Annotated in this window: 12 protein-coding genes; 7 read left to right on the top strand and 5 right to left on the bottom strand. The window is 57.3% G+C overall.

Annotated features, from left to right (window positions below; all coding sequences use genetic code 11):
* The first annotated feature begins 229 nt into the window (after window positions 1–229).
* Window positions 230–1243 carry an ABC transporter substrate-binding protein gene (locus tag HC231_RS00260; protein ID WP_208229205.1) on the top strand — a complete coding sequence of 338 codons (1014 nt, stop codon included), beginning with the start codon at window positions 230–232 and terminating at the stop codon, window positions 1241–1243.
* Between the two features lie 158 nt (window positions 1244–1401).
* Here the strand turns inward: HC231_RS00260 and HC231_RS00265 are convergent, their stop codons facing one another.
* The gene (locus HC231_RS00265) at window positions 1402–1989 is read right to left on the bottom strand and encodes a TetR/AcrR family transcriptional regulator (protein WP_208229206.1); all 588 of its coding nucleotides are present in this window, start codon (window positions 1987–1989) and stop codon (window positions 1402–1404) included.
* Window positions 1990–2084: 95 nt separating this feature from the next.
* Between HC231_RS00265 and HC231_RS00270 the strand changes: the two genes are divergently transcribed.
* From HC231_RS00270 to HC231_RS00295, 6 genes are all read left to right on the top strand, one after another.
* Complete coding sequence (locus HC231_RS00270; protein ID WP_208229207.1) at window positions 2085–2951, top strand: nuclear transport factor 2 family protein; 867 nt, start codon at window positions 2085–2087, stop codon at window positions 2949–2951.
* Window positions 2952–3185: 234 nt separating this feature from the next.
* Window positions 3186–3842, top strand: a complete 657-nt coding sequence (locus tag HC231_RS00275; RefSeq protein ID WP_208229208.1) for a TetR/AcrR family transcriptional regulator — start codon at window positions 3186–3188, stop codon at window positions 3840–3842.
* Window positions 3843–4636: 794 nt separating this feature from the next.
* Window positions 4637–6055 (top strand): NAD(P)-dependent oxidoreductase, encoded by a 1419-nt coding sequence (locus HC231_RS00280; RefSeq protein WP_208229209.1) that lies wholly within the window; start codon window positions 4637–4639, stop codon window positions 6053–6055.
* The gene (gene preA / locus HC231_RS00285) at window positions 6048–7361 is read left to right on the top strand and encodes an NAD-dependent dihydropyrimidine dehydrogenase subunit PreA (RefSeq protein WP_208229210.1); all 1314 of its coding nucleotides are present in this window, start codon (window positions 6048–6050) and stop codon (window positions 7359–7361) included. Before HC231_RS00280 ends, preA begins: the two co-directional genes overlap by 8 nt.
* Before the next feature lie 160 nt (window positions 7362–7521).
* Window positions 7522–8976, top strand: coding sequence for a dihydropyrimidinase (gene hydA / locus HC231_RS00290; protein WP_246494639.1), 1455 nt, complete (start codon window positions 7522–7524; stop codon window positions 8974–8976).
* 57 nt (window positions 8977–9033) lie between these two features.
* A complete protein-coding gene (locus HC231_RS00295; RefSeq protein WP_208229211.1) occupies window positions 9034–10323 on the top strand; it encodes a Zn-dependent hydrolase in 1290 nt (429 codons plus the stop codon).
* A gap of 115 nt (window positions 10324–10438) precedes the next feature.
* On the opposite strand, the gene HC231_RS00300 is transcribed toward HC231_RS00295, so the two are convergent.
* Genes HC231_RS00300 through HC231_RS00315 form a run of 4 tightly spaced genes read right to left on the bottom strand, consistent with a single transcriptional unit; the run spans window position 10439 to window position 13873 of the window.
* The gene (locus HC231_RS00300; protein WP_208229212.1) at window positions 10439–11089 is read right to left on the bottom strand and encodes a LysE/ArgO family amino acid transporter; all 651 of its coding nucleotides are present in this window, start codon (window positions 11087–11089) and stop codon (window positions 10439–10441) included.
* The gene (locus tag HC231_RS00305) at window positions 11090–11809 is read right to left on the bottom strand and encodes a B3/B4 domain-containing protein (RefSeq protein ID WP_208229213.1); all 720 of its coding nucleotides are present in this window, start codon (window positions 11807–11809) and stop codon (window positions 11090–11092) included.
* Window positions 11796–13280: an argininosuccinate lyase gene (gene argH / locus HC231_RS00310; protein ID WP_208229214.1), complete on the bottom strand. Its 1485-nt coding sequence runs from the start codon at window positions 13278–13280 to the stop codon at window positions 11796–11798. Before argH ends, HC231_RS00305 begins: the two co-directional genes overlap by 14 nt.
* Window positions 13277–13873, bottom strand: a complete 597-nt coding sequence (locus HC231_RS00315; RefSeq protein WP_208229215.1) for a formyltransferase family protein — start codon at window positions 13871–13873, stop codon at window positions 13277–13279. The genes argH and HC231_RS00315 overlap by 4 nt, the downstream gene beginning before the upstream one ends.
* Window positions 13874–13880: the final 7 nt, after the last annotated feature.

A 13880-nucleotide genomic window follows, 5' to 3' on the forward strand; every position in this document is an offset into this window, starting at 1 on the left:
CAGACAGCCCGGCTGTCGAAAGGATCGTTGTTAAAAACTAATGTCGTTTACTTAAGCCTGATATTAGGGGAAACACGGCGATGAGGTTCCCGCAGGGATGCCTCTCGCCGTGGTCGCCCCGGGTATCTCGATCTTTAAATGAACAGCATTGGTTATTAAGAAATTTATTTAAAAAACATGGTGTTGTTAAGCAAAATGGTGTGTTCCACCCTAACCCGAGGATACTCATATGAGAGATCGTTCCGCCTTTCGCAAATGCCTTATCGCGGCCGCCGCTACGCTGGCATTGTCATTGACCGCCAGCGTTCATGCCGCCGAGAAAGTCACGCTTCAGCTTAAATGGTTGCCTCAGGCTCAGTTTGCCGGTTACTACGTGGCGCAGGCCAAAGGCTATTACAAAGATGCCGGGCTGGATGTCACCATCAAACCGGGTGGAACCGATATCTCTCCGGTACAGGTTATTGCCGGAAAATCGGCGGATGTGATTGTCAACTGGATGCCCGATGCGCTGGCGGCGCGCGAGTCCGGGGTGCCGCTGGTGAATATCGCGCAGATATTCGATCGTTCGGGCATGATGCTGACCTGCCGAAAATCCACCGGGATTAAGACCCCGGCGGACCTGAAAGGAAAAACGCTGGGCGTTTGGTTCGGCGGCAACGAGTACCCGTTCTTCAACTGGATGCACAAGCTGGGTTACAAACCGGATACCGACATCAAAGTGCTGAAACAGGGTTTTAACGTCGATCCGCTGTTGCAGAATCAGGCCGCCTGCATTTCCACTATGAACTACAACGAATACTGGCAGCTGATTGACGCCGGCATGAAGGCGGACGATCTGATTTCGTTCCCGTATGAAGACCAGGGCGTTTCCACTCTGGAAGACGGACTGTACGTACTGGAATCCAGCCTGCAGGATCCGGCTTTTGTGGCGAAAATGGCGAAGTTCCTGCAAGCGAGCTATAAGGGCTGGAACGAAGCGGTCAATAATCCGGCCGAAGCCGCGGAGATTGTGGTTAACGAAGATTCGTCCGGCTCCGCGACGCTGGAAGTACAGCAGCGGCAGATGGAAAACGTCGCCAAACTGATTACCAACGCCAATACGCCGAAAATCGGTTATCTGGATCCCGCCGCCTATCGCCGTACCGTGGACGTTTTGCTGAGCGGCGGCGGCGAGTCGGTGATTAAAAAAGACCCTGGCGATAGCGCCATGACCCACGTCGTCTGGGAGGCGGCGGCGAAGTAACGCCGTTCGATGTGGCTGCCGGGTGTTCCATAAACCGCCGTGTTGTGGGGCGTTGTCTGATGGAACAGGCGCTCCGGCGGCCGGATTCATTAACCGCGCCGGCTTCCGCTCCTCAGGCATGTGAGGGAGATGATCGCCAGCGGCCCATGTTTTCCGCATTACTTCAATGCCGCCATCGACGTTTCCACAATGCCGAGTAGCGTCTCGCGCCCGGCGCCATCCTGCGCCTGGAGCGAAATGCCCTGCATGATCGTGGCGAAGTAAGTGGCGAGGCGGTCGGCGTCGGTATCGGTTGGCAGTTCGCCATCGGCAATCCCGCGCTCCAGCCGCTGTCGGATCAGGCGTACGGTGCTGCGCCGCAGTTCACGCATGTGATCGCGCAGGGGCGCGTTCTGCGCCTGGCAGTTGAACAGGCCCAGGCTGACCATGCAGCCGCCGGAGGACGGGCTGGCCAGCGCGATGTCCAGGCTCGCAAGCAGCATGCCCTTGATTGCCTCGCGGACGCTTTGCGTCTCCGCCAGCGCCTGCATGCTGCCGGCGCCTGCCGTGGTGAGGTAGAGATCGACCGCTTCCCGGTACAGGGCTTCCTTGGAACCGAAGGCGGCGTAGAAACTGGGCGGGTTGATGCCGATCGCCTCCATCAGGTCGGCAAGCTGGGTGGCCTCAAAGCCTTTGGCCCAAAAGACTTTCATCGCGCGCTCAAGCGCGGCATCACGGTCAAAGCTGCGGGGGCGTCCTCGGGCCATGCGGTCTCCTATCTGTATTTTGGATTACATAATTCTTGACGATGCTCGTGTTCATGCAAATACTGTAATACAGTTTACATAAATGGAGCAAGCCCATGCCTGATTACGTTGTTGATACCCGCATCGAGACCGTACGTGACTACTTTCGCAAGGTTGATGCGAAGGATCCTGCTCTGCTGGATCTCTTCACCGAGGATGTCGAGTTCTTCTTCCCCAAGTTCGGCGCGGCCTGCGGCAAGGCCGCGCTGCAACGCTTCGCCGAGCGCATCGCCAGGGACGCGGCAAAGCTGACCCATGATATCGACGGGCTGCTCTTTACCGTGGATGGCGACCGCATCGTCGTGGAGGGCCGGGAATGGGGCGTGACTGCGGACGGGCGATCCTGGCCCGATGGCGAAATTTCGCAGGGACGCTTCGCCAACATCTTCGAGTTCGACGGGCCGTTGATCAAACGGACCTTCATCTACGTCGATCCCGATTTCACCAGCGAGGACCGCCGGCGAGTGGCTTTGTATCGCGGCGAGGCGCTTGCCGCAACGCCGCGTGACATTGCCTCGCGCTACTTCGAGCGGGTCGCGGCGTTCTGGGCGAAGCCGGATGATCCCCAGGCATTGGCGGCGATCCTTGAACTGTTCGCCGACGAGGTGGACTGGGACATTCCGGGCAACCTGGAGGCAGTGCCTTGGATCGGCCCGCGCCGAGATCGCGAGGCGGTAGGGGCGTTCTATCGTGAACTGACCGCGCGCCTGGCGCCGGAGCGGTTCGAGGTACAACGGATCCTGGCCGATGACGACACCGCCGTGGCGCTGGGCGAATTGGCTTCGCGGGTGCACGCCACCGGCGGATTGATCGAAACGCCCTTTGCCTTCGTGCTGACGGTCCGGGACGGCAGGATCGTCCGCTACCGCATGTTGGAGGACAGCCATGCCGTCGCGGTCGCGGCATTGGGGCAGAGCGCCTGAAGGGGCTTGCGCGGGTAAAACCTCGCGCCTTCAGCCGTTCGAGCGGCATCCGTGCCGGGGCAGGTTGTTTCGCCGCGGCAAACATCGGTATTCTTTGGTGATGTGGGTGAGCGGTTATGTTATTACTAATCGGGGTTCTGGTGCGGCGTTCGTCCGCTTGGACGTTGGACGACTATTCCACAACCCCGATCTTTAACCGGCCGATTTTGATACAAATAGTAGGACAGGAAATTGATGTTGAAACACATGTCGACTGACGAATCGTCAAAGGGCCGCATCCGGCTTGATAACGAGGCGGTGATCCTGCTGGCTGCGGAGCATGTGTTTGCCCGTTTTGGCTTTAAGGGCGCCACCATGGCGCTAATCGCCGAAGAGGCGAATCTGCCGAAACCAAATCTTCATTACTATTTCGGCAACAAGCAGAACCTGTATCTGCGCGTGCTGGGCGATATTCTGCATGACTGGCTGTCGCCGCTGGAGCATTTTCAACCCCAGGCCGATCCGCGCACCGTCATCGAACAGTATGTGCGGCAAAAAATGGTATTAACCTTCAAACGCCCTTACGCCTCTAAGCTGTTCGCCAACGAGCTGCTGCAAGGCGCGCCGATAGTGCATGAAATACTGAAAACCCAGCTTCATGATCTGGTCGCCAGCAAGGCCGCCGTCGTTGATAGCTGGATAGAGCAGGGATTGCTGTTGCCGCTGGACAGTAAACACTTCTTTTTTTCCATCTGGGCCATCACGCAAACCTATGCCGATTTTGATATCCAGATTGCCGCCGTGCTCGGCGAAGAGGCCAACTCGTCAGATATGCAGCAGCGGGCAATCAATCATGTTCTAACCAGCGTGTTTAGAATGTGCGGATTGGATAGGGATGGCGTCGCGGCATAACGGCTGATTGGGCAAAGATCCTGCGGCCTCAAACCAGATATGGAAGGAAGAGTGGTAATGGCGGCACTTTTTCCAAACGGCAAAAGCTGTTGGATTTGCCAGAGAGCCTATGGCTAACATTCCGACTGAATTTTCAGAGCGGGTTGATGCTGTCGCTGCAAATGTCAGAAAGCAACTGCCTATTGATTTTCCTACCCGCATCAGTGATTCGATCCTGGGAGGGCTGCAAGCCCGATCAAAACGACGGACAAGCGGATTGGACTAATATCCCAACCGCCGGCGTTTGTATTAAGGACGACGGTTTCTGTCCGGTGGCGGTCGAATTGCCTTCATATTTCTATTTCCGCTCTTAATAAACCGTTTTTATTGTCGCTATTTTTATCCGCTTGCCGCTCCACCAGCACATCCCTCAGTACAAGCCAGCGTTTACATTCCTTTTGGCGAAGACGACTCCCCCAAACAGCACAAAAATAGAGCAGCTTGCGCGATGTATGGCCGGGTTTGCACCGTAACTGGTCAAAATTTGTTCTTATGGCTCAGGGGTATATGTTGTTAATTGATTGTTTTTTACTTGATTTTTTTATTTTTATGAAAATGGCACATAAATCGCATGGTTAGTTCGGAAAACTTAACCATTTGGTCAAGATTGTTTGAAAGGTGTGGCGCCGCCGGACTTTTCCTTCATTCGACGTTAGCGGGAGAACCACTATGAGCCATCGAAAGCAAGGCGATACGGGCGGGCGGTTGAGCGGTTTTCGTGACCCGGAAGTTAACCAGCCAGAGGAGTGTGCCGAATGAAAACTTCATCACCGATCGGCGTTGATGCGCCGGGTATTAAGTCCGGGCGTTTGAGCGCGGCGGAATACGCCGATAACTTTAGCGACAGCGTGGCGCCGCTCACCAATATTCAGGCGGTGATCGAGGCGGAACGTTGCTACTACTGTTACGACGCGCCCTGCACCCGTTCATGCCCGGCGGATATTAATGTGCCGAGCTTTATCCATCGTATCGCCCAGCAAAACGTGCGCGGCGCGGCGCAAGCCATTCTGAGTGAAAACGTATTGGGCGGCATGTGCGCCAGAGTATGTCCTACCGAAACCCTGTGCGAACAGTCCTGCGTACGTCATCAGCAGGACGGCAAACCGGTAAAAATCGGCCGGCTGCAACGTTATGCCACCGACGCTTATCTCTCCAACCCTGGACAACCGCTGTTTACCCGCGCGACGTCAACCGGCAAAAAAGTGGCGGTGGTGGGAGCCGGTCCGGCGGGGTTAACGGCGGCGCATCGTCTGGCGCAGTGCGGACATCATGTGGTGGTGTTTGACGCCAGAGAGAAGCCGGGCGGCCTGAATGAATACGGTCTGGCGGCTTACAAAACAACCGACGATTTCGCCCAGCGGGAAATCGCCTGGCTGCTGTCGATTGGCGGCATCGAGCTACGCCTTAACCAGCGTCTGGGACGGGATATCAGTCTGGATATGCTGCGCGCGGACTATGACGCCGTTTTCCTCGCGATGGGGCTGGGCGGCGTCAATGCGCTGGGCATTGAAGAAGAATCGCTGCGGGGCGTGCGTGAGGCGGTTGATTTTATCGCCGAATTACGTCAGGCGTCCCATCCCGGCGAGGTGGCGATCGGCCGCAACGTGGTGGTGATCGGCGGCGGCATGACGGCCGTTGACGCCGCGGTTCAGGCTAAAAAACTGGGCGCGCGTGAAGTCACCATGGTGTATCGCCGTGGTGAGGCGGATATGAAGGCCTCGCCGCATGAACGGGAGTGGGCGAAGGCCAACGGCGTCGCCATTCGCCACTGGGCGGCTCCCCAGGCTATGCATGGTGAGAATAATCGCGTCACCGGCGTGTCGTTTATGGTGATGCAATGGCAGTCGGGGGCGCTGGCCGCAACCGGGGAAACCTTCACCTTAGCGGCCGATATGGTGCTTAAGGCCATTGGGCAGGCCTATGACGCCGGCCCGACGGAGAGCGCCGTTACCCTGAAAGACGGCCGTATCGCTACCGATGAGGAAGGCCGCACTTCGCTGCCCGGCGTCTGGGCCGGGGGCGATTGCTGCGCCGATGGCCTGGACTTAACGGTGGATGCGGTGCGGCAAGGCAAAGCGGCGGCGGCGTCGATAGACGCGGCGCTGCGCCCTTTTGCCGGCCATCCGGTTAACCATAAACCTTCAACCACCGATCGGGAGTACTCACATGGCTGATATCAGCAGTAACTTTTTAGGTATCAAAAGCCCGAACCCGTTTTGGCTGGCTTCCGCCCCGCCTACGGATAAGGAATACAACGTGGTGCGGGCATTTGAGGCGGGCTGGGGCGGCGTGGTGTGGAAAACGCTGGGCCAGGATCCGCACGTGGTCAACGTCAACGGGCCGCGTTACGGCACGCTGCGCACCAGCGACCGCCGCATTATCGGTTTGAACAATATCGAGTTGATTACCGACCGTTCGCTGGAAACCAATCTGGAAGAGATTGCCCGCGTGAAGCGCAACTGGCCTGACCGGGCGATGATTGTCTCGATTATGGTGCCCTGCGAAGAAGATGCCTGGAAAAGCATTCTGCCGCTGGTGGAACAGACCGGCGCGGACGGCATCGAGCTGAACTTCGGCTGTCCGCACGGCATGAGCGAACGCGGCATGGGCGCCGCGGTGGGGCAGGTGCCGGAATATATCGAAATGGTCACCCGCTGGTGCAAGCAGTATTGCAGCCTGCCGGTGATCGTCAAACTGACGCCGAATATCACGGATATCCGCTACCCGGCGCGTGCGGCGTTGCAGGGCGGCGCCGACGCCGTCTCGTTGATTAACACCATTAACTCGGTGATAGGCGTGGATCTGGACCAGATGGTCATGACGCCCAATACCGGCGGCAAAGGATCGCACGGCGGTTACTGCGGCCCGGCGGTGAAACCGATCGCCCTGAACATGGTGGCGGAAATCGCCCGCGATGAGCAAACGCGCGGGTTACCCATCTCCGGCATCGGCGGCGTGTCCACCTGGCGCGACGCCGCCGAGTTTATCTCCCTGGGTTGCGGCACGGTGCAGGTGTGCACCGCCGTGATGGTGCACGGTTTTCAGATTGTGAGCGACATGATAAGCGGCTTGACCAACTTTATGGACGAGCGGGGTTACCGCACGCTGGAGGATTTCCGCGGCCGCGCTATCGGTTCCGTCAGCGACTGGCGCTACCTGAATCTGAATCACATCGATAAAGCGGTCATCGATCAGGAGAAGTGCATCAAATGCGGGCGCTGCCATCTGGCCTGTGAGGATACCTCGCATCAGGCGATCACCAGCATGAAAGACGGCGAACGCCATTATGAAGTGAAGGAAGAGGAGTGCGTGGGCTGCAACCTGTGCGTATCCATTTGCCCGGTGGAAGACTGTATCTCTATGCGCAGCCTGCAACCGGGCGAGGTGGATTTGCGCACCGGGAAAACCGTGAGCGGCGAGTACGCCAACTGGACGACGCATCCGAATAACCCGATGGCGACTACGGCGGGTACGGTCTGAGCAAGCCCGCCCCACCCCGATCCTCCCCTTCGCAGGGTAGGGAGCGAGTTAACGCCTCCCCCTGGCAAGGGGGAGGTAGGGAGGGGGTGATTGGAACGGGTCATTAACGGCAAAGCGCCTAATTTTATTCGCAGCCAGAACCAGCAATAACGAGGGGAAAATGATGAGCCATAACCTGTTAATCAAAGGCGGTACGGTCGTCAATGCCGATCGGGAATTTCGCGCCGACGTACTCTGTGCAGACGGCGTTATCGTGGCGGTGGGCGAGGATGCCGCCCGAAGCGCGCCGGCGGGAACGGAAGAGATCGACGCTGGCGGCATGTATGTGATGCCGGGCGGCATCGATCCGCATACCCATATGAATTTCCCTTTTATGGGAACGGTCACGGTGGACGATTTTTACAGCGGGACGGCGGCGGGGCTGGCGGGCGGCACCACCACCATCATCGATTTCGTCATCCCCAATCCGCGGCAGCCGCTGATGGAAGCCTACCGCGAATGGCGCGGCTGGGCGGAGAAAGCGGCGTCCGACTACAGCTTCCATGTCGCCATCACCTGGTGGGATGACAGCGTACACCTGGATATGGGCACGCTGGTGAACGAAGAGGGCGTTAACAGCTTCAAGCACTTTATGGCCTATAAGAACGCTATTATGTGCGACGACGAAACGCTGATGAACAGTTTCCGCCGCGCTTTGGAGCTGGGCGCGATGCCGACCGTTCACGCCGAAAACGGCGAAATGGTCTTTCTGTTGCAGCAGGAGATGATGAAGCGCGGCATTACCGGGCCGGAGGGGCATCCGCTGTCGCGTCCGCCGGAAGTGGAAGGGGAAGCGGCCAGCCGCGCCATCTCCATCGCCAACGTGCTGGGCGTGCCGATTTATGTGGTGCACGTTTCCTGTCAGGAGTCGGCCGAGGCCATCGCTCGCGCCCGATCGCGCGGCCAGCGGGTTTACGGCGAAGTGCTGGCCGGTCATCTGGTGGTGGACGACAGCGTGTACCGCGATGCGGATTTCGCCAAGGCCGCCGCGCACGTCATGAGCCCGCCGTTCCGTCCTAAAGCGCATCAGGAGGCGTTGTGGCGCGGGTTGCAGTCCGGCCAGTTGCACACCACCGCCACCGATCACTGTACCTTTTGCGCCAGTCAGAAAGCCGCCGGCGACGGCGACTTCACCAAAATTCCCAACGGTTGCGGCGGCGTGGAGGAGCGTCTGGCGGTGATTTGGGACGCCGGCGTCAATACCGGACGTCTTACGCCCAGCGAATTCGTGGCGATTACCTCCGCCAATACCGCCCGTCTGTTCAATATCTACCCGCGCAAAGGGCGGGTTGCGGTAGGAGCCGACGCCGATCTGGTGGTCTGGGATCCCAACGGCAGCAAAACCCTGTCGGCCAAAACCCATCATTCCAGAAACGATTTCAACGTCTTTGAAGGCCGCACGGTGCGCGGAATACCGCGATATACGGTCAGCCAGGGGACGCTGGTGTGGGCCGACGGCGATCTGCGCGCGCAGGAAGGCGCGGGCCGTTATATCAAACGCCCCGCCTTTACCGCGGATTTTAGCGCCAATGCCCTGCGCGAGCGCCTGCGGGCGCCCACGGCGGTGCAGCGTTGAACCAAACATCGTTGCGAGCAAGAAGGTAACTTCACTCCACCCATGAGGAAATCTGTTATGAATAGCGAAGCGTTATCCACAACGAAAAATAAAATTGATATTACCGATCTGCGGATTGACGGCGATCGTCTATGGCAATCGCTGATGGATTTGGCGGTGATTGGCGCTACGCCGAAAGGCGGCGTATGCCGGCTGACGCTGACTGACCTGGATCGTCAGGGACGCGATCTGGTGGTTAGTTGGGGGAAGGCCGCCGGGTTATCGGTTGAGATCGACAAAATCGGCAACGTATTTATGTGCCGCCCCGGCCGTAATAATGACCTGCCGCCGATCGTGGCGGGCAGCCACATCGATACCCAGCCGACCGGCGGCAAGTTCGACGGTAACTTCGGCGTACTGTCGGCGTTGGAAGTGATCCGCACGCTGAACGACAACCACATCGAAACCGAAGCGCCGGTGGAAATGGTGTTCTGGACCAATGAAGAAGGGTCGCGCTTTGTGCCGGTGATGATGGGCTCCGGGGTGTTTGCCGGCATCTTCCCGATAGAACTCGCCTATGCCGCGCAGGACGTGGACGGTAAAACGGTGAAGGATGAGCTGGAGAAAATCGGCTATGCCGGGCCGAAAACGCCGGGCGATCATCCGATTGGCGCCTATTTTGAAGCGCATATCGAGCAAGGGCCGATTCTGGAAGATAAGAACATCGAAATCGGCGTGGTGCAGGCCGTATTGGGCATTCGCTGGTATGACTGCGTCGTCACCGGCATGGAGTCTCACGCCGGGCCGACGCCGATGGCGCTGCGTAAAGATGCGCTGCAGGTTTCCACCCGCATCATGCAGGAGGTGATTGCGATCGCCGACCGCTTTGCGCCGCACGGCCGCGGTACGGTAGGCATGGTGCAGGTGCACCCCAACAGCCGCAACGTGGTGTCGGGCAGCGTGAAGTTTTCTATCGATTTCCGTAATCTTACCGATGCGCTGGTGGATGAGATGGATGCGGCGCTGAAAACCTATCTCGCCGAACTGGGCGCGGAAACCGGGCTGGATATTCAGTTGACGCAGGTTTCCCAATATCCCGCCGCGCCGTTCCATGCGGACTGTAAGGATGCGGTGCGCCGGGCGGCCAATGCGCTGGGTTATTCGAACATGGATATCGTTTCCGGCGCCGGACACGACGCCGTTTATGTGGCGGATCTGGCGCCGACCGGGATGATTTTTATCCCGTGTAAAGACGGCATCAGCCATAACGAAATCGAGTATTCCTCGCCCGAACAGGTGACGGCCGGCGCGAACGTGTTGCTGCATGCGGTGATGGAAACCGCCGGCGTCGTGGGGCGGGGGGCGTAATTTCCGTCACGGGGCCGGGCGCGTTGCGGCATTATCGTATGGAAATCGGGCCGCTTTGGGATGAATGCCGATCCTGGCGCGATCGGCATTTGCGGGCGCCCGGCGCGCCGGACGTTTAAGGCATGGCGTTGAGGCGGCTCAGCCCGTACGCAATCACGAACATGGCGACGGCCACAACGAAGTCCAGCCCGCGAACCATGAGCGGATTAGCGAAAAAGCGCGAAACGCGGTAGGCCGCGTACCCTGTGGCGTAAAACCAGATATATGAGGCGGCGCTGGCGCCGATAATAAAACTGAGTCTGGTTTCCTCAGACTGGCGGGAGCCGATGTTGCCGAGAATAAAAAACGTGTCGAGATAAACGTGCGGGTTTAGCAGCGAAAACGCCAGCGCCGGGATCGCGACGCTGCGCTGTTTCAGATAGCGGGCTTTCTCTGACTGGCTGACATCGGATAAGACGGCTTCCCAACCTTTGGGGTGCTTGGAGAAAGCATTCATCAGAGAGAGCAGCCCGTAATAAAGCAAAAACAATACGCCAATCCATTTTGCGATGACCACCAAACCGGGCACCACCGTCATCAGCGCCGACATGGAGAAGGTTCCCAGGATAATGAGCGCGCAGTCACAGCTTGCCGCGATAGTCGCGGCAAGAAAAACGTTTTTATTTTGCAGGCCCGTTTTAATGATGTAGATATTTTGCGCGCCGATCGCAACAATCAAACTGAGTCCGAGCATAAAGGCTCTGGCGGTATGCAATAGGTCTATCACTTAACCTTCCTTGGCCGATATCGTATAGACGGTGAACTCACCGCCGCAGTTTCTGACAATGCGCCGGCACAGAGCGTTAAGCGCATGAATACGGTATGCGGCGGATGTCGCCGCGTTTCCCTGAACAACGATGAGAACGTTTTTCGTGGCGGGCGACACTTTCGCCAGATCGCTGTCTCTTGAATCAAGCCAGGCCAGCACCTTCTCGGCGTCGGCGTAGACGTAATCCGCTTTCGCCGTCGCCTTGTTTCCGCCGCCTATCGGGATAAACGCCTCTCCCCCAGGGGAGAAGCGAAAACAGATATCGCCTTTGATCATATCCATATCATGTACGCCGAAAGACAGGTAGTGCTCCAGCGCGGCGAGGTTGTAGATGTCGACCAGCGTATTGATATGGTGAAACCGTCCTTTCCGTTTGACGATACCGATCAACGCCTCCGCGCTGGGGGGGAATTTTTTATTACTCCTTCCCCGCTGGTGAATCATCTCCCGGTAGCTTTGCAGAATCGAGTTATCCCGGATGGCCTCATCCGGGGTGTTGCAGATTCTGCGCGCCGCGGCTTCGCAACTCTGCGCGATATCGGGAAGCAGGGGTTGCGTGTTGTCGATGTTATACAGTTCGGCCGCCGCCACCTCGTCGACGCCGATGGCGCCGAATGTAGAGGGAAGGTGGATATTGCAGCGGCGACCGCCGGATAAGATTTTTTTAGATGTCGGCATATTTTCGAGCATGGTTCAACGTATCCTGTTCGGCTTGTTTGATTCGTTTCTCCGTTTTCTCCAGCGCCTGTTCATGGGCGATAAGTTCGGAGCGAAACTGGTCGACCATTTGGCGCACGTTGTCAGGCCCGGTTGAACCGTCGCTGCGCTGCCGCCTGATGACATGCGAGGGGGAGACGTATTCAAGCATTTCTTGTTCATCAACCAGAATGCCCTGCGTTTCAAAGAAACGGCGGACCATTTCCGTGTTACGCAGATCGGTGCGGGCGTTTATCAGCGCTTTGGTCAGCATACCGGTAATCCGATGGGCCTCGCGGAAAGGGAAGCCTTTTTGACTGACGAGAAAGTTCGCCAGTTCGGTGACGGTCGAAAAGTTTTGCCAGCACAATTCTTCCGCTCTGTCCGAGTGATAAACACAGTTTTCAACGTGGTGGTGAAGGATGCTGGTGGTTTCTTTAATCGCATCGATAGCTCCCCACATCATGGGTTTATCTTCCTGAAGATCGCAGTTGTAGCCGAGCGTGACCCCTTTAACCATGGTCAGTAGTTGCATCAAGGTGCCGTATACGCGGCCGACTTTGCCTTTCACCAGCTCGGCGACCACCGGGTTTTTTTTCTGTGGCATGATGGAACTGCCGGTCGCGAATGAATCATCCACGCTAAGTAAACGGAATTCGTTGCTGCTCCAGATGACGATCTCTTCCGCCAGACGGGAGTAGTTGCCCATCAGCAGGGCGAATGCCGAGGCTGACTGAAGAATGAAATCACGGCTGCTGGTGGCATCAAGGCTATGCAGAAGAGGGCGGTTGAAGCCGAGCATTGCCGTCGTCATATGGCGATCGATCGGAAATGACGTGCCGGATAACGCGCAGGCGCCGAGCGGGTTTAAGTTCGTGACGTTCAGCGCCTGGTTTAGCCGCTCCAGATCGCGTAAAAACATGCTGGCATAGCAGCTATACCAGAACCCCAGGCTGATAGGCTGCGCCGGCTGGAGATGGGTATATCCCAGCGCGGATTGGTCGGCGTTTTTTTCCGACAGATCGAGCAGCGAGGAGACAAACGCGCACAGTGTTTTCTGCAACTGCAACAGTTCCGAACGCAAATACATACGGGTATCCAGAACAACCTGGTCGTTGCGCGAACGGGCGCTGTGCATCTGACCGCCGTATTCCAGCCCTATTTTTTGTATGACCAACTGCTCGATATTTAAATGAACGTCTTCATATTCTGGATTTAATTTCAACTCGCCGCGCTGGTGCTGTTCATATAAACCCAACAGCGCGCCAAGGATTTTGCCTGCGGTTTCCGCGGTGACGATCCGGCATTCCTTCAGCATTGAAACATGCGCCATGCTGCCGAGGATGTCGAAAGGCAGCAGCCGTTCGTCAATCACCGTGGTATAGGTGTATTGCAGCACTTCGCCAGTAATATCTTTACTAAAACAGCCGCCCCAAAGTTTCTCGCTCATCATTTTTCTCCTGTTTTGACGTGCTCCGCCGGCTTGCGGGACCGCGAGAGGTAACTCTTGAGTTTTTTATCGGTAAATAGCCGATCGCCCCAGCCTATCGGCGCGCGGGGAAGCGGTTCGTCATGATAGATTTTTATACAAATATCATAGAGTAACGTCAGGGAATGCACGGCGGTGCGGTAGCGCAGCATCTCAGGGGTTTCCGTCGGGGAGAGACGAAATTCCGCGGTTTGGATGATCTGCCCGTGATCGATGTATTTATCCATGTAATGACAGGTTGCGCCAAAGCAGGCGTCATGATTGTCAATCGCATAATGATACCCGCCGAGCCCGCGGTACTTGGGCGAGGAGGGGTGGAAATTGATGGCGCCTTTGCCGGCATGGCTCAGGACGTGTTCCGGCAGTATCAGATCGGATTTGAAAGAGATAATCCAGTCGCCCCGCCAGGTAGACACCTCCGGTCTTTTTTCCATACCGCTTTCCCAAAATACATGGGTAACCCGGCTAAAAAGCGAAGAAATAAATTCGCAGGCGGCCTCTGACCAGAAAGAGCAATCACCGATAAAAAGTACGTCGCAGCTTTTCTTTTTGTCCATGTTGATC

It is taken from the genome of Brenneria izadpanahii (assembly GCF_017569925.1).
In the GTDB taxonomy this organism is placed as follows: domain Bacteria; phylum Pseudomonadota; class Gammaproteobacteria; order Enterobacterales; family Enterobacteriaceae; genus Brenneria; species Brenneria izadpanahii.

What these genes read in the sequence shown, in the direction of transcription:
- HC231_RS00260 (WP_208229205.1), top strand. Translation starts at nt 230, where the DNA reads ATGAGAGATCGTTCCGCCTTTCGCAAATGCCTTATCGCGGCCGCCGCT.
- HC231_RS00265 (WP_208229206.1), bottom strand. Translation starts at nt 1,989, where the DNA reads ATGGCCCGAGGACGCCCCCGCAGCTTTGACCGTGATGCCGCGCTTGAG.
- HC231_RS00270 (WP_208229207.1), top strand. Translation starts at nt 2,085, where the DNA reads ATGCCTGATTACGTTGTTGATACCCGCATCGAGACCGTACGTGACTAC.
- HC231_RS00275 (WP_208229208.1), top strand. Translation starts at nt 3,186, where the DNA reads ATGTTGAAACACATGTCGACTGACGAATCGTCAAAGGGCCGCATCCGG.
- HC231_RS00280 (WP_208229209.1), top strand. Translation starts at nt 4,637, where the DNA reads ATGAAAACTTCATCACCGATCGGCGTTGATGCGCCGGGTATTAAGTCC.
- preA (WP_208229210.1), top strand. Translation starts at nt 6,048, where the DNA reads ATGGCTGATATCAGCAGTAACTTTTTAGGTATCAAAAGCCCGAACCCG.
- hydA (WP_246494639.1), top strand. Translation starts at nt 7,522, where the DNA reads ATGATGAGCCATAACCTGTTAATCAAAGGCGGTACGGTCGTCAATGCC.
- HC231_RS00295 (WP_208229211.1), top strand. Translation starts at nt 9,034, where the DNA reads ATGAATAGCGAAGCGTTATCCACAACGAAAAATAAAATTGATATTACC.
- HC231_RS00305 (WP_208229213.1), bottom strand. Translation starts at nt 11,809, where the DNA reads ATGCCGACATCTAAAAAAATCTTATCCGGCGGTCGCCGCTGCAATATC.
- argH (WP_208229214.1), bottom strand. Translation starts at nt 13,280, where the DNA reads ATGATGAGCGAGAAACTTTGGGGCGGCTGTTTTAGTAAAGATATTACT.
- HC231_RS00315 (WP_208229215.1), bottom strand. Translation starts at nt 13,873, where the DNA reads ATGGACAAAAAGAAAAGCTGCGACGTACTTTTTATCGGTGATTGCTCT.